17 protein-coding genes are annotated in these 25,861 nt (G+C 57.4%); 9 read left to right on the top strand and 8 right to left on the bottom strand.

The window, feature by feature from the left end; genetic code table 11:
* Nucleotides 1-55: 55 nt before the first annotated feature.
* The gene (locus AC1Q9F_RS10320) at nt 56-823 is read right to left on the bottom strand and encodes an AraC family transcriptional regulator (RefSeq protein ID WP_492619978.1); all 768 of its coding nucleotides are present in this window, start codon (nt 821-823) and stop codon (nt 56-58) included.
* Nucleotides 824-936: 113 nt separating this feature from the next.
* Between AC1Q9F_RS10320 and AC1Q9F_RS10315 the strand changes: the two genes are divergently transcribed.
* Nucleotides 937-1,752, top strand: a complete 816-nt coding sequence (locus tag AC1Q9F_RS10315; protein WP_492619979.1) for a sulfite exporter TauE/SafE family protein — start codon at nt 937-939, stop codon at nt 1,750-1,752.
* 63 nt (nt 1,753-1,815) lie between these two features.
* Nucleotides 1,816-3,012, top strand: a complete 1,197-nt coding sequence (locus tag AC1Q9F_RS10310; RefSeq protein ID WP_492619980.1) for a hypothetical protein — start codon at nt 1,816-1,818, stop codon at nt 3,010-3,012.
* 3 nt (nt 3,013-3,015) lie between these two features.
* Here AC1Q9F_RS10310 and AC1Q9F_RS10305 read toward each other — a convergent pair whose 3' ends face one another.
* The 6 genes from AC1Q9F_RS10305 to AC1Q9F_RS10280 form a co-directional block, all read right to left on the bottom strand.
* Nucleotides 3,016-4,002 (bottom strand): hypothetical protein, encoded by a 987-nt coding sequence (locus AC1Q9F_RS10305; protein ID WP_492619981.1) that lies wholly within the window; start codon nt 4,000-4,002, stop codon nt 3,016-3,018.
* Between the two features lie 22 nt (nt 4,003-4,024).
* Nucleotides 4,025-5,737: an AIPR family protein gene (locus AC1Q9F_RS10300; RefSeq protein WP_492619982.1), complete on the bottom strand. Its 1,713-nt coding sequence runs from the start codon at nt 5,735-5,737 to the stop codon at nt 4,025-4,027.
* A gap of 97 nt (nt 5,738-5,834) precedes the next feature.
* The gene (locus tag AC1Q9F_RS10295) at nt 5,835-6,596 is read right to left on the bottom strand and encodes an HNH endonuclease (RefSeq protein WP_492619983.1); all 762 of its coding nucleotides are present in this window, start codon (nt 6,594-6,596) and stop codon (nt 5,835-5,837) included.
* 113 nt (nt 6,597-6,709) lie between these two features.
* Nucleotides 6,710-7,234, bottom strand: a complete 525-nt coding sequence (locus AC1Q9F_RS10290; RefSeq protein WP_492620022.1) for a BRO-N domain-containing protein — start codon at nt 7,232-7,234, stop codon at nt 6,710-6,712.
* A gap of 347 nt (nt 7,235-7,581) precedes the next feature.
* On the bottom strand, nt 7,582-8,832 hold the full coding sequence (locus tag AC1Q9F_RS10285; RefSeq protein WP_007951068.1) for a ribonucleotide-diphosphate reductase subunit beta: 1,251 nt from the start codon (nt 8,830-8,832) through the stop codon (nt 7,582-7,584).
* A 554-nt stretch (nt 8,833-9,386) separates the two neighbouring features.
* Nucleotides 9,387-9,647: a DUF2790 domain-containing protein gene (locus tag AC1Q9F_RS10280; RefSeq protein ID WP_085709715.1), complete on the bottom strand. Its 261-nt coding sequence runs from the start codon at nt 9,645-9,647 to the stop codon at nt 9,387-9,389.
* A gap of 405 nt (nt 9,648-10,052) precedes the next feature.
* Between AC1Q9F_RS10280 and acs the strand changes: the two genes are divergently transcribed.
* The 7 genes from acs to argR all read left to right on the top strand — a co-directional run bounded on the left by acs (nt 10,053) and on the right by argR (nt 17,958).
* Nucleotides 10,053-12,008 carry an acetate--CoA ligase gene (gene acs, locus AC1Q9F_RS10275; RefSeq protein ID WP_007951065.1) on the top strand — a complete coding sequence of 652 codons (1,956 nt, stop codon included), beginning with the start codon at nt 10,053-10,055 and terminating at the stop codon, nt 12,006-12,008.
* A 706-nt stretch (nt 12,009-12,714) separates the two neighbouring features.
* Nucleotides 12,715-13,488 carry an ABC transporter substrate-binding protein gene (locus tag AC1Q9F_RS10270; RefSeq protein ID WP_249482421.1) on the top strand — a complete coding sequence of 258 codons (774 nt, stop codon included), beginning with the start codon at nt 12,715-12,717 and terminating at the stop codon, nt 13,486-13,488.
* 91 nt (nt 13,489-13,579) lie between these two features.
* Complete coding sequence (locus AC1Q9F_RS10265) at nt 13,580-14,269, top strand: ABC transporter permease (RefSeq protein ID WP_007951063.1); 690 nt, start codon at nt 13,580-13,582, stop codon at nt 14,267-14,269.
* Nucleotides 14,266-14,964 (top strand): ABC transporter permease, encoded by a 699-nt coding sequence (locus AC1Q9F_RS10260; protein WP_007951062.1) that lies wholly within the window; start codon nt 14,266-14,268, stop codon nt 14,962-14,964. Before AC1Q9F_RS10265 ends, AC1Q9F_RS10260 begins: the two co-directional genes overlap by 4 nt.
* A gap of 1 nt (nt 14,965) precedes the next feature.
* A complete protein-coding gene (locus AC1Q9F_RS10255; protein WP_207983696.1) occupies nt 14,966-16,078 on the top strand; it encodes a succinylglutamate desuccinylase/aspartoacylase family protein in 1,113 nt (370 codons plus the stop codon).
* 23 nt (nt 16,079-16,101) lie between these two features.
* Nucleotides 16,102-16,866 (top strand): ABC transporter ATP-binding protein, encoded by a 765-nt coding sequence (locus tag AC1Q9F_RS10250; RefSeq protein WP_003227281.1) that lies wholly within the window; start codon nt 16,102-16,104, stop codon nt 16,864-16,866.
* A gap of 111 nt (nt 16,867-16,977) precedes the next feature.
* On the top strand, nt 16,978-17,958 hold the full coding sequence (argR, locus tag AC1Q9F_RS10245) for a transcriptional regulator ArgR (protein WP_085709719.1): 981 nt from the start codon (nt 16,978-16,980) through the stop codon (nt 17,956-17,958).
* Nucleotides 17,959-18,006: 48 nt separating this feature from the next.
* Here argR and AC1Q9F_RS10240 read toward each other — a convergent pair whose 3' ends face one another.
* Nucleotides 18,007-25,746, bottom strand: coding sequence for a dermonecrotic toxin domain-containing protein (locus AC1Q9F_RS10240; RefSeq protein ID WP_492619984.1), 7,740 nt, complete (start codon nt 25,744-25,746; stop codon nt 18,007-18,009).
* Between the last annotated feature and the right edge of the window lie 115 nt (nt 25,747-25,861).

Below are 25,861 nucleotides of genomic sequence, written 5' to 3'. Positions count from 1 at the left end.
CTGTGTTTTTGTACAGTTGTTTTCGGCCGGGATCAAACGCATTTTTTGATTTGCCCTAGTTCGCCGCCTCCAACCAGACGGACGGTGCCTGACCGAGGATCCGGCGGAACATCGTCGAGAACGCCGCCGGGCTGTCATAGCCGAAATCCAGGGCGATCCGCGTCACCGCTTCACCCGCCGCCAGGCGTGCCAGCGCCAATACCACGCAGGCGCGCTGGCGCCATTGACTGAAACTCAGGCCGGTTTGCTGACGAAACAGTCTGTTGAAGGTGCGTAAGCTTACGTGCAGCTGATCGGCCCAATGCTGAGGTGATTGGTGGGCATTCGGCTGATGCAGAAAGGTCTGACACAGTTCGAGCAGTCTTCCGTCAGACGGCAGCGGGATATGCAACGGAAGCGGTGCACTGCGCACCAATTCATGCAGCAACAAATCGACCAGCACGTCGTCACGCCCCGCCAAGTCATACGTCAGCGGCAGCTCCACTGCTTCCATCAGCAAGTGCCGCATCAGCGGTGACACACTGATCACCTGACAGCGCTCACCCAGATCCACTGCCCCCGGCTCGATATACAAACTGCGAGTGCTGACGCCGAGCATCAACACCTCATGCGCCACCCCCGGCGGAATCCACACCGCCCGCTGCGGCGGCACCACCCAGTTGCCGTCATGCGTGCTGACCTGCATTACCCCGGTCGCGCCGTACAACAATTGCGCCCGCCGATGCGTATGACGTGGCAGCAGATAGCCGTGGGAATAATCCGTACCGATCGCCACCACCGGGCGCAGCGTGTCATCCAGCAGATTGATCGAAACATTGCGCATCGAGCGGCACTCGGCAAGTTGGCGTAAACGCAAACATTATTGGCTGACTTGCTGAAGCAGGCCAAGTGCCGCCGCTCTAACGTCGACCGCTCCCAAACAACGGACGACACGCCATGTTCTACCTCCTGCTGACACTCTTCGGCTGCCTGACCGGCGTCACCGCCGTGCTCTTCGGCTTCGGCGGCGGCTTCGTCGTCGTGCCACTGCTGTACCGCATGCTCACCGCGAGCCACGGCGCCGACGACCCGATCAGCCAATCCGCCATGCACATCGCCGTCGCCACCTCGACCTGCGTGATGATCGTCAACGCCTTGGTCGCCACCGGCAAACACCGCCGCGCCGGCAACCTCATCCGTGATTATCTGTGGCCCTTGGGCGGGTTCATCGGTTTGGGCGCAATCGTCGGCGCAATCGCAGCGGTGTGGGTCAGCGGCGAAGTCATCCGTTATGCCTTCATCGCCTACCTTGGCGTGACGATTGTCGATTGCCTACTGCGACGCGGATTTCTTACGCAGTCCGAAGGCGCCATCCCACGTCGATTGGGAACACTGGAAACGTCTGGCGGCGGTGTAGGCATTGGCGCCATCGCAACCTTTCTCGGTGTAGGAGGAAGCGTCATGACCGTGCCGTTATTGCGGCGTTGCGGGTTGAGCATGTCGCAGGCCACTTCCATGGCCAATCCATTGAGCGTGCCCGTGGCGCTGGCAGGGACGCTGACTTACATGTTGATGGCGGGGTTCAGCGAGACAGAACTCGGGCCATGGTTTATCGGGTATGTGGATCTGCTGGCGTTTGCGGTGCTGACGCTGGGCTCGATGCTGGGGATTCGACTGGCCACGCCGTGGATCGGGCGGATACCGGATCGGGTGCATGCGTGGGTGTACATCGCGCTACTCATCGTCGTGATGCTGGGCATGACACTGAAGTAGCACCTCGATTCCTGCGCGCATCCTCTGCATACTCCGCAGCCTTATTCACTCAGGGATCGATCCATGCTCAAGGGACTGTTGCGCCTGGCGCCATACGCCGCCGCGCTGTTTTCACTGCTTTCCACCGCTCAGGCTGACGACGGCAGACGTGTGTTCACCGGCACGCTGGGCAATACGCCGATTGTGGTCGAGCTCAACACCCAGCAGCAGGACGAAGTGACCGGCCGTTACTTTTACGAGAAGTATCACCGCGATCTGCCCCTGAGCGGCGCGTTGCAGGACAGTACGCTGACGCTGGTCGAGGGCAATAATCGGTACGGCGATGACAAGCCGTTGCCAACCCTCAAGCTGGAAGAAACCGCCGACGGCTGGCACGGCGAATGGCAAAGCCCTCAGGGCAAAAAACTTGCGGTGCAACTCTCCGAGGCCAAACTCGCGGCGCCGACCTCTACCACGTTGCCCTTCATCGCCACGCTGCCCGCCAGCGAACCTTACGAATATCTGCGGCTACAGGGGCTCAAGCTCAAAGCCACGAAAAAAGAAGATTTCATGGGCTACACCCTGCAATGGTGGACGGAGCCCGAGTCGAAGATTGCCTTGTTTACCGTGGAATCCGGCCTGCCGAAAGATGACCTGCAACGGGTCAACCAACAGTTGCTCGGGCGCTTGTGGAGCGAGGTCATCAGCTATCACGGCTGCCAGTTGCAGGGCGGAGAAAACGTCGAGTTCATGCAGCAGGCACAACCGCAACTGATCTCACCGGCCGTGGTCAGCCTGAATATTTCGACCAGTTATTACTGCGGCGGCGCCCATCCGGACTTCGGTGATTCTCCGCTCAATATCGACGTGAACACTGGCCATCCGTTGTCGCTGGAAGATGTGTTGTGGGTAGGTGAGGGCAAACCTTTGCTGCACGCCGAGCGCGACAGCCTGGGCGATCAGCCGCTGAACGAAAAAGAAAGTGCAGCGCGCTCGACTTACCAGCGCGAAGTGCTGGTGCCGTGGCTGATCAAACAACTCACCGCGCTCTACCCAGATGAAATGAAGAAACCGGCGGAGGGCGATGAGGACAGTTGCGACTACACCGATGAAAGCATCTGGGGCTATCCGTCCTGGCACTTCACCCCGAAAGGCCTGTACCTGGGCGCCTACTTCGCTCGCGTCGCCCGCGCCTGCGATGCGCCGGACTGGTCAGTCCTGCCGTACTCCCTCATCAAACAACACCCCGGCGCCGTCCAACTGCAACTGCCCCAGGGCTAACCTTCACGCCAGCCCCGGCGCTTCACGAATGATGAAGTGATCCAGGTTCTCAATATTGGCATTGAAGACCTCGAAAGGCTTTTCGGGGTTCTTCTTGCCCGGCACCTGTTTCAACTCCGGCGTCACACCATAGAAGAAGCAGAACAACTCCTTGTCACTGTCGATCGCGTGCTTGATCTCTTCCAGAAACGCCTTGCGCTTGCGGTAGTTGTCGATCAGCTTTTTGTTGAGATAGACACTGACCGGATAAGGCTTCTTCTTGCTGTCATCCGGCTTCTTGAACCAGACCTTGTCCTCGAAATCGATCCGGAAACTGGCGCTGTGGAAGTCCTCGATCTTCTTGATCCGGCCCCAGTAAATCAGCCCCTTGTTGTCCATCAAGTACTCGATCTTCTTGAAGAACGAACTGTACGGCGCCGTATGCTCGCCAATCTTCAACGGCATACGCTTGAGCAAATCCTTGTCCGCGAAGTTCGACACAAAACACTCTACGGGGTGTGCAAAGACACTGGTCTTGTCCGGCGCCGTCTCACGACTCGGCGATTCTTTTGAGGCGGCAGTCGCCACCCGCACCGGATCATCCCGCAACATATCCGCCGCCACCGCAGGCGCGGCAGGCTTACGCACATACTCACGGCGCGTCAGCAACAACTCCGACGGGAAATGCTCCTCCCGCCCGTCATCCAATTCCCCATCCGCCGCCTCAACCCCCGACGCCGACGTCTTCAAACTCACATACGGACAACCCGCCACATGCTGCGTACCGGGCAGATTCTTGAAGTGCGGCGTGCGCACGTAATTCACGTTCTTGGCGTTGAACGTACCCAACTCGTTGGAAGCATCGAACGCCGAACGACAGGCGTCGTTGGGGCACTGGAAATGCTCCTTCGCGGAATCGAACGCCACCGTCTCATCGAAATTGAGATCGCGAACGTCATAGATCGACAACTTGTCGTCGAGGCTGAGGCAGTAGGCGAGGTCGAATTTCATGGTTATCTTCTACTTGTAGTTTTCAAAGCAGTGAAATTGCCATAAGCGCATTGTCAAAGTTAATTGAGCCAATGTGCCTGTACATGCTTTGTAGCATTTTGTCTTTGTCTTCTCCAGATTTTAGAACGTCAATTGCAATGCATTTGAAAGCTTTTATGTAGGTTTCGAGAAATATTTCTGGAGTTGATTCGATCTGATGGGAAAGATATATGATTGATGATTTTAGTATTTGGTAGTTGTCAAATTTATTATTTTGAATGTTGATTGAGCTAAATATCGCGAGGAGGGAGACGAAACCGCGATAAGACGGTTTGTCTTCTTTCCAAAAACGTTTGAATAGATCCATTATTTCGGGTTTTAAGAGTCCTTCTTTTAGAGATTCCATGGCAGCAGCCGATCTGCTGTGAAGCAGGAATAGCGATTCTAATAGGGTGTTTTTATCGGGGTCGTCCTCGAAACTTTTTAAAAGATCTATTCTAAGCTCGGTATAGTTTGCAGAGATAGCATTGTTGGCGCTTCTTGAGAATAGTCCGATGAAAATGGATTTTAGCTCGTCATAGCAAACTTCATCTTTGTAGATTTGGTCTAATATGGAAAAAGCAGATTTGTTATGGAGTTCGTTTGTGTTGCCGACCTTATAGCTGGTTTCTGCTCCAACGACGCGAACCAGTTGGGGCCTAAGATATCTGGCAAGCTCTAACTCAACTCGTTCAATTGGGGTTTGAAAGTTTGCAGATTTTGCAATTTCCCAAGAGTCATTGGTCTCTACGAACTTTGCTAAAACGTGGCCTGATTTCGGATTGGAAAAAAATATGCTCATGGTTGTTTGGCAACCATTTACAATGCTTGCATCTTGTAGCGAAAGTGTAGAACCCGACACTGCTGTGATCTTTGATGCCCTCAATGCTATACCGTTGTTACGTTCAAGCATTTTTTCAGGTGAGTCTTCCAGTGTTGTCGCGATTGCTTCGTTTACTGTTTCTCTTCGACCTCCGGACTTTACTTTGTTCCCTTGAAATCCCAGCCATTCACGAATGTTCTCAAAAAAAATTGAATCGCCTGTTTCCAAGTAAACCCTTCTTAATTCATGGCAGGGGATAATGCCGATATAGACGTTTTCAAGTTGTATGAAGGGTTTTTCTAAATTTACTTGGATGGTGTGAGGTCGTATGTAAGCGCTTCTATAAACCGACTGGAAAACCTTAAGGATTTCCTCCCCGTCAATATACTGAAAGCGGCTGTCGGAGACTAACTGCTTGTAAAATTCTACGGATGGTCTTTGCGTTTTTTCGTATCTTGATATTATGTTCGCTATTTTTGATGCAGTTATTATTAAGTAGTTGTTTTGAATTTCTTGGTTTTTTTGCTCTGAATTGAAATTTAGCTCGCCCTGCTTGCTGTTTTTTGTGGTGTTTTCATAGTCGCGAAATTTACTTATTATTAGGTCGATGTCATCGACGCTGGATATGGTGTATTTAACTTGGGCGCGTAGTTCTATGTCTGCTTCTGTTCTGTGTTTAAAGCTGATATCTACTCCTTTGTCCCAGCTTCGCTTTGACTTCGTAGAGCGCTCAAAGTCTTGCCCGGACTCTGTGTGTGGAATCAAATGCTCTGCTAATGTAGCAAACTTGTCGCCTATTTGAACGGTGTTCAAACCTTCCATTTGGCCTTGCAAGTGACTGTACAAAGACCCGTAATCTAATAAAAATTCTGGTAGGTCATTTGAGGTATTCATATTTAAAGTCCTTTTTAGATTTTGTGAGTTTTATAATTGTTGCTTTGGTTTTTTACAGAAAAAAGCTCGGGGTGTAGTAGAGGTCGCGATTCAGTTTTTATGTTCTGGTTCTAGTCTCATAGTCATAAGGTCCTTGTTGTAGCGGGTTTTCGGTAACTAATCGATTAATTTTTTTGTACAGTGACAAGGTGAACTCATCTCTATCATTAGAGTGATGGCAGCGCTGATGACAGTTTGGGCACAGAGCCACAACATTGGATGGAAGGTCTGAACCGCCTTGTGCTAAATGCTTAACGTGATGCACCTCAAGAAAAGGTCGTCCATCTTTCTTAAATGGCGCTGGGTTACCACATCCTTCACATTTGCCTTCAGCTTGCTGGCGAACCCAACCCCTCAGCTCAGGATCGCGAAAGTAAATCCTTCTGGTGGATTCTGCCTGTATTGGATTCTTTATCCCTTTTGGGATATGCAGGAATTGCTGCCGCTCAAATTTGGCTGCTCGTTGCTCCAGGATTGTTTCGTCTGCCGTAGGGACAGAATCTCCAGGTGTTAATACGCTGGAAGCATCAAGGGCTTTACGAATACTGCGCGCTATATTCGCCCCAACATTCTTGGCAGGTTTGTACCCATCAATACGCTCTTGACCCAGTTCAACCAGAACGGTGGAGATGTTCTGCATCCGAAACTCGACGGAACCCTTAGTTCGACCAGCTAATGGGCCCTCCCGTAGAATTCGATTTTCCTCAGTCTTGACGTATTTCTGGCCATTCTTCTCACGTGTCAGCATCATGAGGTAGGCATCGACCGCAGCCTGAATCTCTACGTCACTCCAATCGCTGTCGCTCTTTTTCGTATCCATACAATCGCCGAGGGTTGAACACCCTCGGACGATACTGAGTGGCCATCACTGCTGTCTACGAAAATTCCTACATAAGATTGCGACGAATCTTGCGCGCTCCTACAAACAGACCTCTATCCGATTGAGTGCTTCAAGGATTGAAACATCTGCGCAATCCTCCGCCACCAAGGCTTGAGCACCGTCCGGGGTTGATCATTCAACAGGTAAGGCATATCCCGCAGTCGAATCCAGCCCTCATCCTGCCAATGTAGCAGGCTCAATGACATCTCCGGCCAATCCAACAAACTCAACTTCGGCCGATCTGAATGTCCCGAGTGTTCTGCATCACGCAAGGCCGGCACCACCTGCAGAGTCAACCACTCTCGCAACAACCGGTTCCCCGGAACGTAGTGGTACACCAGCAGCGCATACACACCGGACTCACTGAGCATCAGCTGCTTTTCAGGTTGCCGAAAATACTCAATCCACAAAACGCGACGCTGATCCTTGTCTAGCTTATTGACCATTCGTTCGCACAGATGGACACCCATCAAGCGGCCGACATCGCGGGCGCAGAACCACGTTTGGTTTTCGAGTAGAAGGGCATGTAGAGCGAGGTTGTGACGCGAGAAGACAGTTACAGAAAAAGGATCGGGCATATCCATTACCTCTACGTTTAGATTTTTGGAGGGCCTGGCCCCAACGTAGAGTGGACTTAAGAAATCCCAACGAGCGAGGCAGCTCCACTGACGGCATGTGCGTCTGTGTGACTGATCAAGCTATCTACGTTGGGTGTTTCTTAGGCACCTGCAATTGAGCTTAGAGGTGCTTGCAGTTGGCTTCAATGCGAAGCGGCTGTAAGTGCTGTAGGAGATTGAGCGCTGCAACGTAGGGATGGAAAAGGACAACCAGCCGCTCATAAAAAAGCCCCGATCAAATCGGGGCTTTTTGCTTTCTCAATTCGACGACTCAAGCAGCAGTCATCAAATCGTGGCGAGCGAGACTATCAATCCCAGCTCAACGCACCACCAGTTTGGTATTCGATCACACGAGTCTCAAAGAAATTCTTCTCTTTCTTCAAGTCCATGATCTCGCTCATCCAAGGGAACGGGTTAGTGGTCCCTGGATACTCTTCCTTCAAACCGATCTGCGACAGACGACGGTTAGCGATGAACTTCAGGTAGTCCTCCATCATCGCAGCATTCATACCCAACACACCGCGAGGCATGGTGTCACGCGCGTATTCGATTTCCAGCTGGGTGCCCTGCAGGATCATCTGCGAGGCTTCTTCCTTCATTTCGGCGTCCCACAGGTGTGGGTTTTCGATTTTGATCTGGTTGATCACGTCGATGCCGAAGTTCAGGTGCATGGATTCGTCGCGCAGGATGTACTGGAACTGCTCGGCGACGCCGGTCATTTTGTTGCGACGGCCCATGGAGAGGATCTGGGTGAAGCCGCAGTAGAAGAAGATGCCTTCCAGAACGCAGTAGTAGGCGATCAGGTTGCGCAGCAGTTCTTTGTCGGTCTCTACGGTGCCGGTGTTGAATTCAGGGTCGGAGATGGCGCGGGTGTATTTCAGGCCCCAGGCGGCTTTTTTCGCGACCGACGGGATCTCGTGGTACATGTTGAAGATCTCGCCTTCATCCATGCCCAGCGATTCGATGCAGTACTGGTAGGCGTGGGTGTGGATCGCCTCTTCGAACGCCTGGCGCAGGATGTACTGGCGGCATTCCGGGTTGGTGATCAGGCGGTACACGGCCAGGGCCAGGTTGTTGGCAACCAGGGAGTCGGCGGTGGAGAAGAAGCCGAGGTTGCGCATCACGATGCGGCGCTCGTCGTCGGTCAGGCCTTCCGGGTTTTTCCAGAGGGCGATGTCGGCGGTCATGTTGACTTCTTGCGGCATCCAGTGGTTTGCGCAGCCGTCGAGGTATTTCTGCCAGGCCCAGTCGTACTTGAATGGCACGAGCTGGTTGAGGTCGGCGCGGCAGTTGATCATGCGCTTTTCGTCAACGGCGACACGGGCGGCGGAGCCTTCGAGTTCGGCGAGGCCTTCGGCGACGTCGAGGGAATCCAGTGCAGCCTTGGCGCGGGCCACGGCGGCCGAGTCTTCGGCGGTCACGGCGCGGGCTTCGAGGGCGGCGGCACCGCCGGCGCTGTCGAGGCGGTCCATGTTGGCTTCGCTAGCGTGGCCGGCGTTGGCGCCTTTCACTGCTGCTACTTCACTGTCTTCTTTGTCGAATTCGTCCCAGCTCAGCATGACGTGTCGTCTCCTGCGTGAGGGCCTGTGCCCGTGTGAAAACTGATTGGTTGGTTTTTCACACGGCCGTACAGGCCGCGTTGGATGTCGTTTTTTGCAGCGGTACAACGCAGGCAATAAACAGAAAATTTTTACGGGTTTCCGAGAGCCTCTGACGGGCGCAGGTCAGCGTTGTCGCTGCTGCGGGGCTTCAGAATGGCTTTGATCCCTGTAAGGGAATATTGCTGACCCGATTGGGCGGCATTATAGGGAAAAAAACACCGGCGTGGGGGAGGGCGAAACAGCGCAGGGCGGTCGAGCGGGAGGGTGATTTCGATCGGAGCGAGGGTTTACAGGGCTTTCGCCGGGATTGTCCCCGGAGAATTTTTTTTCATTAATTTTTTGGCGTGTGATTGATTGCTCAAAAAACGAGCAAAAAACCGCGTTTTTCACTATATCTTGTGTTTTGCAACCCTTTTACGTCACTTCAAACACAACTGAGCCCGACCGAAGCCGGGCTGGAATCGACCCTCGATGTTGCGCTGAGCGATCCGATTCGGTGCAGTCTCAAACCATCAATTGGTGCAGCCGTTACCCATCACGCTGTAACGCAGGATGTGGCGCTGGCCGGTGGAGTCGTCGTATTCCATTTTCATCGGTACTACTTCGCAGACATTTGGAACTTCGCTCATGGAGACAACTTTGGCGATGTCCAGGTGAGTGGAGTAAGTGTATTCCTCGATGGCTGGTTGTTGCTGTGCGACATCAGTCGGGACCTCGTCTGCCATGGCGGTTGCGCACAGACTGCTGAGGGCCAGAACCAATAAAGCTTTCATTTGAAATTTACCTTCTTGAGGTCGAGTGGGGTCACGCAACCTTTTTGGGGTTGCGTGTGGAACTTCATCGTTTGGGTTTGTTACTTCAGAGCTGGATTAACGGCCTTCGTGGGGGCTGTAACGTTGTTAATCGCTTTGCCTTGTCGGCGAGGTGAATTTTAGGGAGGCGGGGTAGGGGTAAACAGACCCGGTTTTGATAAACACCTTTGGCAGATTTGGTAACAATCCCCCGAAAACCAAAATATCCCGGCCCGGGCCAATGCCTGAAAGGCCGTGGCCGACGGGGTTCGTGGCAATCGCCACATTTTGTAGGGGCTTGTTACTACCATCGTCGAATGGTTCTATACGGGCGCCCCGGCTACAACAGGGTCATACAAAAACAACTATTACACCGAGGTAGGAAAGATGAGTGCGGCTTCCCTGTATCCCGTTCGTCCCGAGGTTCTGGCCAATACGCTGACCGACGAGGCGACCTACAAAGCCATGTACCAACAGTCGGTCGTCAACCCTGACGGCTTCTGGCGTGAACAAGCCAAGCGCCTCGACTGGATCAAGCCTTTCACCACGGTGAAACAGACTTCGTTCGACGATCACCATGTCGACATCAAGTGGTTTGCCGACGGCACCCTGAACGTTTCCTACAACTGCCTCGACCGTCATCTGGCCGAGCGCGGCGATCAGGTTGCGATCATCTGGGAAGGCGACGATCCTTCCGAAAGCCGCAACATCACCTACCGCGAACTGCACGAACAAGTGTGCAAACTCGCCAACGCCCTGCGTGGCCAGGACGTGCACCGCGGCGACGTGGTGACCATTTATATGCCGATGATCCCCGAAGCCGTGGTCGCCATGCTGGCCTGCACCCGGATCGGCGCGATTCACTCGGTGGTGTTCGGCGGTTTCTCGCCGGAAGCCCTGGCCGGTCGCATCATCGACTGCCGCTCGAAAGTGGTGATCACCGCTGACGAAGGCATCCGTGCCGGCAAGAAGATTTCCCTCAAGGCCAACGTCGATGACGCCCTGACCAACCCGGAAACCAGCAGCATCCAGAAAGTCATCGTGTGCAAGCGCACCGGCGGCGACATCAAGTGGAACCAGCATCGCGACATCTGGTACGAAGACCTGATGAAAGTGGCAGGCACTGTCTGCGCGCCGAAAGAGATGGGCGCCGAAGAAGCGCTGTTCATCCTTTATACCTCCGGCTCCACCGGCAAGCCGAAGGGCGTGCAGCACACCACCGGCGGCTATCTGTTGTACGCGGCCATGACTCACGAGCGCGTGTTCGACTACCGTCCGGGCGAAATCTACTGGTGCACCGCCGACGTCGGCTGGGTCACCGGTCACAGCTACATCGTCTACGGCCCGCTGGCCAACGGCGCGACCACGCTGCTGTTCGAAGGCGTGCCGAACTATCCGGACATCACCCGGGTGGCGAAGATCGTCGACAAGCACAAGGTCAACATCCTCTACACCGCGCCGACCGCGATCCGCGCGATGATGGCCTCCGGCACCGCCGCTGTTGAAGGCGCGGACGGCAGCAGCCTGCGTCTGCTCGGTTCGGTCGGCGAGCCGATTAACCCGGAAGCCTGGGACTGGTACTACAAGAACGTCGGCAAGTCCCGTTGCCCGATCGTCGATACCTGGTGGCAGACCGAAACCGGCGGCAACATGATGAGCCCGCTGCCAGGCGCTCATGCGCTCAAACCGGGTTCGGCCGCACGTCCGTTCTTCGGTGTGGTGCCGGCGCTGGTGGACAACCTCGGCAACATCATCGAGGGCGAGGCCGAAGGCAATCTGGTGATTCTCGATTCGTGGCCAGGTCAGGCGCGCACCCTGTACGGCGATCACGATCGTTTCGTCGACACCTACTTCAAGACCTTCCGTGGCATGTACTTCACCGGTGACGGCGCCCGTCGCGATGCCGACGGTTACTACTGGATCACCGGTCGCGTGGACGACGTGCTCAACGTGTCCGGCCACCGCATGGGCACTGCCGAGATCGAAAGCGCGATGGTCGCTCACCCGAAAGTCGCCGAAGCGGCGGTGGTCGGTGTGCCGCATGACATCAAGGGGCAGGGCATTTATGTCTACGTCACCCTGAAAAATGGCGAAGAGCCGAGCGAGCAACTGCGCCTGGAACTGAAGAACTGGGTGCGCAAGGAGATCGGCCCGATCGCTTCGCCGGACGTGATCCAGTGGGCGCCGGGGCTGCCGAAGACCCGTTCGGGCAAGATCATGCGCCGCATCCTGCGCAAGATCGCTACCGCCGAATACGAAGGCCTGGGCGACATCTCCACCTTGGCCGATCCGGGTGTGGTGCAGCATCTGATCGATACGCACAAGACCATGAACGTCGCGTAAGCGGCGGGTCTGGATAAAGAAAAGCCCCGTCCGGCATTGCGCCGGGCGGGGCTTTTTCATTTGTGGCGTGATCGTTCCCACGCTCCGCGTGGTAACGCCTCCCTGGACGCTCTGCGTCCGCTCTTGGGACGCGGAGCGTCCCGGGCTGCATTCCCACGCGGAGCGTGGGAACGATCAGTTAGGGGGGGGCAGGGCGTGGGTGATCTGCAACCAATAATTATCGAATTGCTCCGTCAGCCCGTTCCCACTGTTACCCGTCGACCTTCAAGTAACTGAATGTGTAACCGCCTGCTCCGCAACGGGGCGTCCGGAAACGCATTGCCCCGTTTTCGGGCCTCAAAACCCCCGGTGAAAAATAAGACATAACCCCGCGCTTGCCGGATTAGAAGGGTTTGCGAATAATAGGCCCGCAATTTGCAGCATAGATCGGTTCACTGTCTTTCGCTCTTGCATGAAATTGCGGAGCTGTCAATGTGCTCAAGCGGGTTTCTCGGTGCATCTGTAATTAGTTGTCGCATTGAAGAAATATCGGCTTCGGGCCTGTCGTTAGAATGCCGATCACTCGCTCGTCGTGGCTTTCGTTGAAGCCTTCGCGGTTTTGACTGGAAATGTCCCACGCACGCAGCAACCGATTTCGTTACACCCATTCGCATATTGGGCTGTCGCTCACTCTGCCGTTTTTGCCCTTTACCGATGGAGTCCCAAGATGAAGAAACTTGTGCTGCTTGGCGCCCTGGCACTGTCCGTGCTGTCCCTGCCGACATTCGCCGATGAAAAGCCTCTGAAAATCGGTATCGAAGCGGCTTACCCTCCATTCGCCTCCAAAGCGCCGGACGGCAGCATCGTCGGTTTCGACTACGACATCGGCAACGCGCTGTGCGAAGAAATGAAGGTCAAGTGCCAGTGGGTCGAGCAAGAGTTCGACGGTCTGATCCCGGCACTGAAAGTGCGCAAGATCGACGCGATCTTGTCGTCCATGTCGATCACTGACGACCGCAAGAAGTCCGTGGACTTCACCAACAAGTACTACAACACCCCAGCCCGCCTCGTGATGAAGGAAGGCACTCAGGTCAGCGAAGGTCTGGCTGAGCTGAAAGGCAAGAACATCGGCGTACAACGTGGTTCGATCCACGAGCGCTTCGCCCGCGAAGTCCTGGCCCCGCTGGGTGCCGAGATCAAGCCGTACGGCTCGCAGAACGAAATCTACCTCGACGTGGCCGCCGGCCGCCTCGACGGCACCGTGGCGGACGCTACGCTGTTGAATGACGGCTTCCTGAAAACCGACGCCGGCAAAGGCTTCGCGTTCGTGGGCCCGGCGTTCACCGACGTCAAATACTTCGGCGACGGCGTAGGTATCGCAGTGCGCAAGGGCGACGCCCTGAAAGACAAGATCAACACCGCCATCGCGGCCATCCGCGAAAACGGCAAGTACAAGCAAATCCAGGACAAGTACTTCGACTTCGACATTTACGGCAAGTAAAGACGTCGCTCGACCCGTCCGAAATGGCGCAAGCAACAGGATCTCTGCGGTTTGCGCCATTTTTTCATCCCAACTTTCGAGGACCTGAATCATGTTGAAAGGCTACGGGGCTGTCATCCTCGATGGCGCTTGGCTGACGCTTCAGCTCGCCTTGTCGTCCATGGCCCTGGCCATCGTTCTAGGGCTGATCGGCGTCGCGTTGCGCCTGTCGCCGGTGCGCTGGCTGGCGTGGCTGGGCGATCTGTATTCCACGGTGATTCGCGGGATTCCCGACCTGGTGCTGATCCTGCTGATCTTCTACGGCGGTCAGGACCTGCTCAACCGCGTCGCACCGATGCTCGGCTATGACGACTACATCGACCTGAACCCGCTGGCCGCCGGTATCGGCACCCTCGGTTTCATCTTCGGTGCGTACCTGTCGGAAACCTTCCGCGGCGCGTTCATGGCGATCCCCAAAGGTCAGGCCGAAGCCGGCATGGCGTACGGCATGAGCAGCTTCCAGGTGTTCTTCCGGGTGCTGGTGCCGCAGATGATCCGTCTGGCGATTCCGGGCTTCACCAACAACTGGCTGGTGCTGACCAAGGCCACCGCGCTGATTTCCGTGGTCGGTCTGCAAGACATGATGTTCAAGGCCAAGCAGGCGGCCGACGCCACCCGCGAGCCTTTCACCTTCTTCCTCGCAGTGGCGGCGATGTACCTGGTGATCACCAGTGTCTCGTTGCTGGCGCTGCGTCACCTTGAGAAGCGCTACTCGGTAGGCGTAAGGGCGGCTGATCTATGATCTTCGACTACAACGTCATTTGGGAGGCCCTGCCGCTGTACCTCGGCGGTCTGGTCACCACCCTCAAGTTGCTCGCGCTGTCGCTGTTCTTCGGTCTGCTCGCGGCCCTGCCGCTGGGGCTGATGCGTGTGTCCAAGAACGCCGTGGTCAATGGCGCAGCCTGGCTCTACACCTACGTGATTCGCGGTACGCCGATGCTGGTTCAGCTGTTCCTGATCTACTACGGTCTGGCCCAGTTCGAAGCCGTGCGTGAAAGCTTCCTCTGGCCGTGGCTGTCCAGCGCAACGTTCTGTGCGTGCCTGGCGTTTGCGATCAACACCAGCGCCTATACCGCCGAAATCATCGCCGGCAGCCTGAAGGCCACGCCGAACGGCGAGATCGAAGCCGCGAAGGCCATGGGCATGTCGCGTTTCAAGATGTACAAGCGCATCCTGCTGCCATCGGCCCTGCGCCGGGCGCTGCCGCAGTACAGCAACGAAGTGATCATGATGCTGCAGACCACCAGTCTGGCGTCCATCGTGACCCTGATCGACATCACCGGCGCGGCCCGTACCGTCAACGCGCAGTTCTATCTGCCGTTCGAGGCGTACATCACCGCCGGCGTGTTCTACCTGTGCCTAACCTTCATTCTGGTGCGCCTGTTCAAGCTGGCCGAGCGTCGCTGGCTGAGCTACCTGGCCCCGAGGAAGCACTGATATGGAACGCATCGATCACGTTCTGCCGTGGAGCCACCTGGGCAGCGAGCGCCGGATTTCGGTGTTCCGCTTCGGGAGCGGCGAGCGCAAGGCCTACATCCAGGCCAGCCTCCACGCTGACGAACTGCCCGGCATGCGCACCGCCTGGGAACTGAAAAAACGCCTCGGCGAACTCGAAGCCAAGGGCCTGCTCAACGGCGTCATCGAACTGGTGCCCGTGGCCAACCCGCTGGGTCTCGGTCAGTTGCTGCAAGGCAACCATCAGGGTCGTTTCGAGGCCGGCAGCGGCAAGAACTTCAACCGTGATTTCGTCGAGCTCAGCGCCCCCGTGGCCGCCAAGCTGGAAGGACAACTCGGTGATGATCCGCACGCCAACATCCGTCTGATCCGTCAGGCGATGGCCGATCACCTGGCCGCATTGCCCGAGGCCAGCAGCCAGTTGCAAGGTATGCAGCGCATCCTGCTGCAACATGCCGCCACCGCCGATGTGGTGCTGGACTTGCATTGCGACTGCGAAGCCGCGCTGCACATGTACGCCTTGCCACAGCACTGGCCGCAGTGGCGTTCGCTCGCCGCGCACCTCGATGTGAAAGTCGGCCTGCTGGCGGAAGATTCCGGTGGCAGCTCGTTCGACGAAGCTTGCTCGTTGCCGTGGCTGCGTCTGTCGCGCCTGTTCCCGGACGCGCAGATTCCACTGGCGTGCCTGGCAACCACCGTTGAACTCGGCGGTCAGGCTGACACCACGCCGGCGCAGGCCGAAGCCTGGGCTGAAGGCATTCTGGCGTTCCTCGCCGAGCAGGGCCTGATCCGTGGCGAATGGCCGAACGCGGCACACGAGCCGTGCGAAGGCATGCCGTTCGAGGGCACCGAATTGCTCCTGCCGCCGCATCCTGGCGTGGTGAGTTTTCTGCGCAAGCCCGGCGAGTGGGTTGAAGCCGGTGACAAGATTTTCGAAGTGATCGATCCGCTGTCGGATCGGGTCAGCACGGTGTGTGCTGGTACGTCCGGGGTGCTGTTTGCCATTGAGCGGCTGCGTTACGCCCAACCCGGTTTCTGGCTGGCCAAAGTGGCGGGGCGCGATGCGCTGCGCGACGGCCCTTTGCTCAACGACTGACTGTTTTTGTGAGAACCGACCGCATGTACAAACTTGAAGTCCAAGACCTGCATAAACGCTATGGCAGTCACGAAGTGCTCAAGGGCGTTTCCCTGAAAGCGGCCGCCGGCGATGTGATCAGCATCATCGGCTCCAGTGGCTCCGGCAAAAGTACTTTCCTGCGCTGCATCAACCTGCTCGAGCAGCCGCACGCGGGCAAGATCCTGCTCAACAACGAAGAGTTGAAGCTGGTAGCGAACAAGGACGGCGCGCTGAAAGCCGCTGATCCGAAACAGCTGCAACGCATGCGTTCGCGCCTGTCGATGGTGTTCCAGCACTTCAACCTGTGGTCGCACATGACCGCGCTGGAAAACATCATGGAAGCGCCGGTTCACGTGCTGGGCGTGTCCAAGGCCGAAGCCCGCGAGAAAGCCGAGCACTACCTGAACAAGGTCGGCGTGGCTCATCGTAAGGATGCGTTCCCGGGGCACATGTCCGGTGGCGAGCAGCAGCGTGTGGCGATCGCCCGTGCGCTGGCGATGGAACCTGAGGTGATGCTGTTCGACGAACCGACTTCGGCCCTCGACCCGGAACTGGTCGGCGACGTGCTGAAAGTCATGCAGGCTCTCGCTCAGGAAGGCCGCACCATGGTGGTGGTGACCCACGAAATGGGCTTCGCCCGTGAAGTGTCGAACCAGCTGGTGTTCCTGCACAAAGGCGTCGTCGAAGAAAGCGGCAACCCGCGTGAAGTGCTGGTCAATCCGCAATCGGAACGTTTGCAACAATTCCTCTCGGGCAGCCTCAAGTAATCGCTCCCGTTATGCACCAAATTAGGTCATGCTGCGCAGCGCGCCAGATGGTCTAATTTGGTTGCAGCCGATTTCGGTTTTTCCCTCTGTTTACGTTTCGGATCGCCCGCCATGACTGCCCATCGAATTGGTTTCCTGATTTGGCCCAGCACTAAAGCTCTGACTTTGGCGCTGGCGGAGGAGGCCTTGCGTGTTGCCCAGCGTGTGCATCCGGACGTGGTTTACGAGTTGTCGTTCCTGCAGGCCGAAGCACCAACCGAAGGTGAATGGCAACTGCCCGGCGAACCCTGGGCCGGCAAGCTCGAAAACTTCCAGAAACTGTTCCTGCTCGCCGATGAGCCACCGACCACGTTGGCGCCGGCACTCAGCAGCGCGCTCAAGCAACTGGTGCGCGCCGGTTGTGTGATCGGCGGTCTGTCGGCCGGTGTGTACCCGCTGGCGCAACTCGGTCTGCTCGACGGCTACCGCGCGGCGGTGCACTGGCGCTGGCAGGACGATTTCGCCGAGCGCTTTCCGAAAGTCATCGCCACCAGCCATCTGTTCGACTGGGATCGCGATCGGCTGACCGCGTGCGGCGGCATGTCGGTACTCGATTTGCTGCTGGCCGTACTGGCCCGCGATCACGGTGCGGAACTGGCCGGTGCGGTTTCCGAAGAACTGGTGGTCGAGCGCATCCGCGAAGGTGGCGAGCGTCAGCGCATTCCGTTGCAGAACCGCCTCGGCTCCAGCCATCCGAAGCTCACCCAGGCGGTGCTGCTGATGGAAGCCAACATCGAAGAGCCGCTGACCACCGACGAAATCGCTCAGCATGTGTGCGTATCCCGTCGCCAGCTGGAGCGGATCTTCAAGCAATACCTCAACCGCGTGCCGAGCCAGTACTACCTGGAGCTGCGCCTGAACAAGGCCCGGCAGATGTTGATGCAAACCAGCAAGTCAATCATCCAGATCGGCCTGTCCTGCGGTTTCTCCTCGGGGCCGCATTTCTCCAGCGCCTATCGCAACTTCTTCGGCGCCACGCCGCGGGAGGACCGCAATCAGCGGCGCAGCAGCAGTCCTTTCGAACTGTCGTCGGTGCCGCCAGAGCGCGGTTGATTCCTCGCCAGCCACGCCATGGCATTGGCTGCCATGGCGCTGTATCGGTCAGTCTTCGATTTCCAGATCAAGCCTCATTTCAGCCGGGCGCGGCGTATCGTCGATACCGGCGACGTTCAGGTTATTGCCGGTTTCGTGATAGTACGCCCGGATTCTTGCTTTGCTCTCGGTCGACAACGGGTTATCGCGCAAGTCGTAGCGGTCGCCGACTGCCGCGGGCACATCCATGATTTCTTCCGGCACGTCTGTGATCGCATTGCCGGACAGATCAATCTCGTTCCAGTGCAGGTTTTCCAATGCGCCTCGCGGTATTTCGGTGATTCCGGTATCGCTCAGGTCGAGGTCGGTCAGGCCATGCAGGTTGCTGACGTCCGGCGTCAGCCCCAGCGGGTTGTCGCGCAGGTTGAGCACCTCGAGTTTGTCCATGCCCGCCAGTGCTGCTACCGATTCAGGCGTCAGGCTGATTTCGCAGTCGGGCAGGCTCAGCGCCGTCAGCTGACTCATGGTGAAAATGTCCTCGGGAATATCGCCCAGATTGCATTCGCGAATGGCCAGGCTGTCCAGGCCGGGAAAGGCTTCGAGGAAGCGCCCGAGTCGTGATGAGTGGCCGTCACCCACCAGGTAAAGGTCTGGCACGTAGGGGAATGGGGCGCCGAGTGTCGGCAGTTCGCCGATGAAGCTCACGGTGTGGCTGAACCCGTAACTGTCGAGACTCGAATCCTCCATCGGTATCTGCCGCCAACAGGTCAGCAGTGCTTCGGCGAATTGCGCACGCAGTTGCTCCTGACGCAGTCGCTCGGTTTCCGGCAGCGGCTGGCCGTCGAGCGTATTTGCAGGAATATCGCTGCTCCATCGAGCGAGACTGCGAGTGAGATCGCTCAGTGCAACTTCCCGTCTCGCGACTTCCTGACGGCCATCGGCCAACGTGCCACTCAGGCGATAGAGGAAGGTGCTGGCCTGATCATTGTCCAGCGCCGGATAAAGCGTCTGTACCCGAGCCCGATCTGCCTCTTCGGCAAGCACACCCAGATCACCCCCGGTGCGCCGGAAGTAATCCTTGACCCGCTCGCGCGTCGCGGGGCTCAGGGGGTTGTTGCCAAAGTCGTAACCGTTACCAATTTCTGCCGGCAGTTTGAAAACGTCGTCTGGAATTTCGTTGATGCGATTGTTGTTGAGGATGACGATTTCCAGTTCCGGATGGTTGATCATTCCGTCGGGAATTTCGCTGATCGCGGTGCCGGCCAGATCGAGAAAATCCAGCGCCGGCAAGGAACGGATGTCCGGCGCCAGTCCCAGCGGATTGTTGTAAAGATCGAGTTTCTTCAAGCGTGTCAGCGAGGCGAGGGTGGCACGGCCATCGGTATCCAGCACCACCGCGCAGTTGCTCAATACCAGGCTTTCCAGGTTGGGCATTCGTCGGAATGATTCGGGCATTTGCTGCAGTCCGAGGTCACGCAGCTCCAGGGTTTTCAGCCCTGTGAAAACACCGAAGAAACCATCGCCGGCGCGCAATTGGGCGTTGCCGGTGATCGACAGTTTGGTGACATGGCTGAAGTCAGCGCTCAGTGATGGCAGCTCGCCGATGAAGGGGAGATTGAGGATCAACCTGTCGGATCGCATCTCCGGTTGTGCAGTCGAGCGGGCGCGCCAGAACGCTTGCAGGTCACGGCGATATTGATCGCGGCCGGTGCGTTCAACGATTTTTTCCTCATCCGTGAGTGGCGTGCCGGTCGACGGATGTTGTTCGGGAATCTCACTGACCCAACGGTTGAGGGTTGTTTCGAGTTGCTGCCATTGCGTTTCCCACTGATCGATTTGAAGGCGACCCTGATCGACTGTTCCCGGCAGCAAATACAACAGTCGATTGGCTTGTTCCGCGTCGAGGGCTGGAAACAAAAGGCGCACACGGTCGATGTCCGCCGTCGGCATCGACACCCCGAAGTTTTGCCGGTTGTGCTGGTAGCGGGTCTTGATCCGCTCGCGAGTGGCGGGTGACAACGGGTTTTCGCCGAGCATGAATTGGTTGGGTGACAGCGCGGGGCGATCGAGCAGGCTGTCGGGGAGCTCGCTGATCCGGTTGTGTTCGAAGTTGGCCATGATCAGTGTCGGGTGTTCGACCAGGCCTTCTGGCAGATGGGAGATCCCGGTGTCGATCAGGCGCACGTGAGTCAGTGCCGGCAAGGTCTTCAACTCGGGTGCAGTGCCCAGCGGGTTGTGGCTCAGATTGAGGAACTGCAAACGGCTCATGGATGACAGGCGGGCCTGAGTTGGTGGCGTCAGGGTCAGCTCGCAGTACTCCAGCACCAGACGCTCCAGCAGCGGCATGCGTTCGCAAGCTTCGGGCACTTGCTCCAGTTTGAACTCGTGCAGTTCCAGATGGCGCAGGCCGGTGAAGGACGAAAGAAAAGCATCGATGCCGCTCAGGGCAGGATTGCCGTCCAGGGTCAGTTCGGCGATGTGGCTGAAGTCAGCCGACAGCACCGGTAAATCGCCAATGAAGGGCAGCTCTGCGATCAGCACATTGCCCCTCTGCGTGACTTTTTCGGCAAACCGGAAGCGCCACAGTTCTTCGATCCGTTGGGCAAACAGCTTTCTGTTGGTCTGCATCACGAAGACCTGCCGTGGGTTGAGCACCTGCCCGGTGTCCGGATGAATACTTGGCCCTGCCGCTGCCCACCATGCAAGGTCGGCATTCAGTTGACGGATTTCTGCCTGCCAGTGCCGCAGCTGGCTTCGGCCATGTTCGATCGAGCCCGGCAAGCTGTAGAACACATCGCTGGCGTCTTGCGCGTCGAGGTCGGGAAACAGCTGCTGGGTGGTTTCTATATCTGCAAGGTCGGCGAGTACGGCGAAATCCTGCCCGGTCTCGCGGTTATATTGTTTGATCCGCTCGCGAGTGCCAGCGCTCAATGGATTGTTCGAGAGGTCGTAGCCGTCACCGGCCTGAGCCGATAATTCAAACAGGCTCTCGGGTAATTCGGTGATCTGGTTTTCACTGAGAATCGCGGTCTTGAGCGTCGGGTGGTCGATCAGGCCAGGCGGGACTTCCAGCAGGCCCGTGCGTGAAAGGTCGAGGTAGGTCAGCGAGTTCAGGGTTTGCAGATCGGGCACCAGATTCAGCGGATTGCCCGGTAACTCCAGTGATTCGAGTCTGGGCATGGCAGCCAGCGCTGTCAGTGATTCGGCGGTAAGGCTCACGCCACAGTTATCCAGCACCAGGACTTCCAGCGTCGACAGGTTTTTGAGCGTCTCGGTCAGTTGGTCCAGTTGGCCGTTGCGAAAGAACAGCCGTTTGAGCCGGGAGAAACTTCGCAGAAACGCCGCGTCACCGCGCAAGCCTTTATTCCCGTTGAGGGTCAACGCAGTGATGTGATTGAAGTCAGCGCTCAGTATCGGAAGGTCGCCAATGAATTTGGCCTCGGCCGTAAAGACATCGGCCCTGGCGTGCGGATGGATTTTCGAGCGGTGACGCCACAGACGCAGCAGCTTGCCGGCAAACGTCTCGCGTGCGTCCTGTTCGGTGAAGCGTTCGTTGGCTTCCAGCATCGCGCCGCTGATCGGGTCGCGATCGGGAATGTCTCGGGCCCAAAGATTCAGATCGGCGCTCAGCGTGGCCAGCTCGGTTTCCCACGCCGTCAGTTGCAAGCGGCCCTGGACCAGTGAGCCGGGCAGGCGATAAATCAGGCCGCTGGCCTGGCCCTCGTCGATATCTGGAAACAGGGCCGTGGTGCGAGTGATATCGGCCTGTTCGGCGCGTACGCCAAAATTGACACCGGTGCGGGTGAAGCAGGTTTTAACCCGCTCGCGTGCGGCGGCGATGAGTGGATTGCCGGAAAAGTCGTACCCGGCACTCGCGGCAGGTGAGAGCTCGAACAGCGCTTCAGGCAGTGTGGTGATCCGGTTGTCGGTCAGCCAGGCGCTCCTGATCTGCGGGTGATCGATCAAACCGGGTGGGACTTCGGCAATCCCGGTGTGGGACAGGTTGAGGTAGGTCAGCGATGGCAGGAAGGTTAAATCAAAGCTGCTTCCGAGTGGGTTGTCCTTGAGATCCAGTTCAACCAGTTCATCGAGTGAAGTGAGCAGCGTCTGGTTTTCCGGGGTCAGGATGATTCCACATTTGCGCAGCCTCAATCGGCGCAGGGCGGGCAGGGTCGAGAGGCTCTGCGGCAGGGTGTGCAAGTCGAAGTTCTGCAGGTCGAGTCGGGATAAGCGAGGGAAGCGTTCAATAAATGATTCGATACCTGCCGATGTTCCGCTGCCGCTCAGTTCCAGGCTGGTGACATGGCTGAAGTCGGCCGTCAGCACCGGCAGATCACCCAGCAAGGGTTCGATAAAACGCATGCGATAGCCAAAGCGTTCCGTGGTCTCTCGGCGCCAGCAACTGAGCAGGGTTCGGGCGAAAAGCTGTCGATCACGAGCGGCTGCAGCTCGTCGGGCGATAGACAGTTCCTGTCCGGTTGCGGGATCGACCCGTACATCTCTCAGACGCCATAGATCAAGGTCGTTTTCCAGGCGGGCGTATTCAAGGCGCAGACGTGACAGCTCGGCGATCGGATTCTCCAGATGGTTTTGCAGGCGTTGCACCATGGCCTGCAGGCCTTCTTGAGTGATCCCCGGAAAAACATCGCGCACCCGCGTTTCCAGGGTCGGAGGGGAACCATCGGGTGACAGATTGCGTGAGTAACCGTCAGTGCCCAGCAGGCGCAAAGTGTCGACGTCGTCAGCTGCAGAGGGTTCGACCGCCAGTGTGAGTCGCAGGCTGTCGCGTGGCAGAGGATTGTCGCGAATGAGCTGACGGAGCTTTTGTCCTTCGCCGATTTGCAGATTCAACGCCTGACGTCGGTCGTCGGGCAGGGCTTGCAGCACGCTGGTGTAGAAGTCGGTCGGGCCGTGCAGTTCGAGCCCCGCCTGGTCAAAGGGTTGCCAGCGACCATCCGCTCGCCGCACCAGGACTTTCTCGATCAAGGCACCCACGGGGCCGGTGGTGTCGAGCCGCTTTCCCGCGAACGATTGGTCACGCACTTCCAGGCTGACGGTGTCTGACCAGCCTGGCAGCAGCGGCAGGCTGTGCAGCGCCAAAGTCTCGGAATCCTGGTTATGCAAAGAATCGATTTCCAGTCCTTCATAAGCCCGGGTGATACGTAGCTCGTGCAATGCGGTTTCAGAGAGCTGTTGCTGACGCTCTGGAAGCACGTCTTCACTCAACTGCGTCAGTTCGGTGCCGGTGGCGGTGTGAATGAGTTCTTCGGTGATCCTGACAGGCAGTTTTGGTACGTGCCGCGCCACCTGTTTCACCAGCGGTGTAGTGCGATGCTGGCTTGACTCATAGCGTTGTTCGAACAGCGCCGGGCGCTGTTGTCTGGCAAGCTGCGCGAGTCGGCTGCGGAGTTGACGGGTGCGTGCATCCAGAGCGATTTTTTGCCCGAATTCTTCATTGAGCAGGGTGTTGATTTCGGTTTCGTCGAGAGTCGGCAATAGCGTTTTGAGCAGGTCGTCGTCGATCAGACGATCAGCGTAAATGTCGGTCAACGGGAGCTGCACATTATCTGAGGACTCCCAGAGCGTTGCGCCCTCGGCGTTGAGCAGGCGCAGCCTTCTGGTTTTTGGCCACAAGTCCTGTTCGCCAAGCAATTGAAGCTGGATCAGCGGATCGGCCTTGCGATAAACCGTTGGCTCGTCGCTGGTCAAATGCTCGATGAACGTCTGCAAATCCTGATCGATTCTGAAACGCTCAATAGTGTCGGCCAGCAGCGGCGGTATGCGTTCCTGATTCACATGCATTTTGCGCAAGCCGTCTTCGGTGTAGCCGCTGATTTTCAGAATGCGTTCGCGCTGCGCCGGGGTAAACGACGCCACGCTGTGGCCGATTCGCTGCAACGCAGTGTCGGCGTCCCATCGCAGCGGATTTTCCAGCTCGGTGTGAAAAGCCCCTTCGCCGTTATGTCGTACGACAGGTTCGTAGGTATCGGTGCGTGAAGGGTGTTCGATGCGCAGTTGACCGGGTATCTCGTGATCGTTGACGGCGTAGTGCGTCTGATCCAGCGGTAGCAGTTTTTTACCCTGATGCCGGTGCAGACCCTGGGCGTCGGGTAGGGAGCCTGCCGCCGGCATGGTGTCACGGGCGTAGCTGCGCAGATCCGGCTTCCAGTACAGGGTTTTGCCGTTGCGCAGTTTCACGGGTTGAAACCGATCCATGAATGCCACCACTTCGCGCGGCAGCACCTTGGGCAGTTCGGCCATGGCGACGCTGGTGCCAATCCCGAAAGCACCCAGCTGGATCAGTGATTCCAGTGCAGCGAAATAGTGAGCACAGGCTTCGGTGGTTTGGCCTTCGGCCAAATCGACATAGAACGTGAAAAGCTCGTCGAGCAGCTGATAGGTGATGTACGCCATCATCATTTCACCCAGAAACGGCACGAACGGCAGAACGACGAACGCGGCGATTTCCAGGATCGACGTCGCGACACTCACAAACGAATCCCAGCGCCTCCAGCGTGCATTTCGATCGACCATGGCAGTGGGAACAGCGATCACTGCGGCATCGCTGAGGATCTTGTTCAGCTTGCGCTGATAAAGATGTTCCCAGAGTTCACCGGCGATGGGGGTGGCCGAGAACTGCAGGTCGGGCCTTTCGATGGGGGTGTCGCGCCACGGCAGTAATTGACTGCCGGCCTGGGGTGGGTGCCATTGCACTTTGCTCAAACGTTGCTTGAGCTGGCCGAAAAATTGTCCACGCTGTTCGTGAGCGACGAAGCGGCTGAAGAATCGCTGGTACTCCGTATCGCGCAACTGTCGGATCAGTTCGTGTGCGAGGTCGCCCGTGGAGCGGTATTCCTTGATCGGATGATCGGGGTCGTCCGGTATGTAGGCCACAACTTCAACGGCGTTTTTCGCGCTTTCAAGGTCAGGTGCAAACACCAGGATTCCGGTCAGTGCGACCGACATTATCGTCAAATCGTGGCACAGCATGGGCTGACCGTTCATCAGTACCGCGGAGGTTCCGTCCAGCAGACTTTCAATCGAATGCAGATTCGCTTCTCCGATTTCGCCATTCATCCGCGCCAGCTTCAGTGCGGCGCGCAGTGCGGTTTTCTGCGCGGCATTGACCTTGTGCCGCAGCACCGACGCTGCCACCGGGCTGGCGAGCGCGAGACTTTCCTCCAGGTAGGCTTTGTAGCGGGCACCGATATCCAGTTCCCGGCACAGTCGGCTGAAGGCTGGAATACCGGGCTCTGCATTAAGTGGCGCCAGTGTCTCGAATTGTCCGGACCCGGATGGCCGGGTGATGAACGAGGAACCGCTGGCGTAGGCCCCGGTTTCTGTTTCGCCCACCTCGAAGTTATGCAATGCCGCGTCCAGCAGCGACACCGTCCACGTCCGGTTGCCGGTGGTAATGCCTGCGGCCTTCACCGGGATGTACAACTGCAGGAAGGTTTCCTTGACGTTCAACTCCAGGTTGAAACGCGTTTTCAGCGCTTCGGTCAGTATGGGCTCGGCGAAGGTGCTGGCGTTCTGTACCCGTTCGAGCATTTGATCGACGGCGTTCTGCGCGGTCATGTGCTGCGTTATGGCGTTTCTGAGCGCTTGATGTTGATCAACGGGTGCTGACTTGATCGGTTCGGGGAGGGCGCGATGGCTGTTCTTCAAGGCGGCGCGCCGGGCGGGCGACGCCTTGCCCAGCCATTCGGGAATCGCTTTCACCAGCGGTTCGTAGTGGGAAGCGGGGTTTTGTGCGGTCGCACCGGGCGTGGGCGAACTGGCGGGCGATTGCCCGGTGGTGGATGGCATCGTTGGCGTCCTTGAGCGTCGAAAAAGAGCTCAAGCAGAGCAAAATGCATCCCGTGTCAGGTGGTACATATGTATGACAGGCCAGCCCTTCGCAATTGATATGCTCGCAGGCCTG

Source organism: Pseudomonas sp. GW823-FHT04A03 (assembly GCF_058796615.1).
The sequence above is the reverse complement of the archived record's forward strand: the minus strand, read 5'-3'. Positions and strand labels throughout refer to the sequence as shown.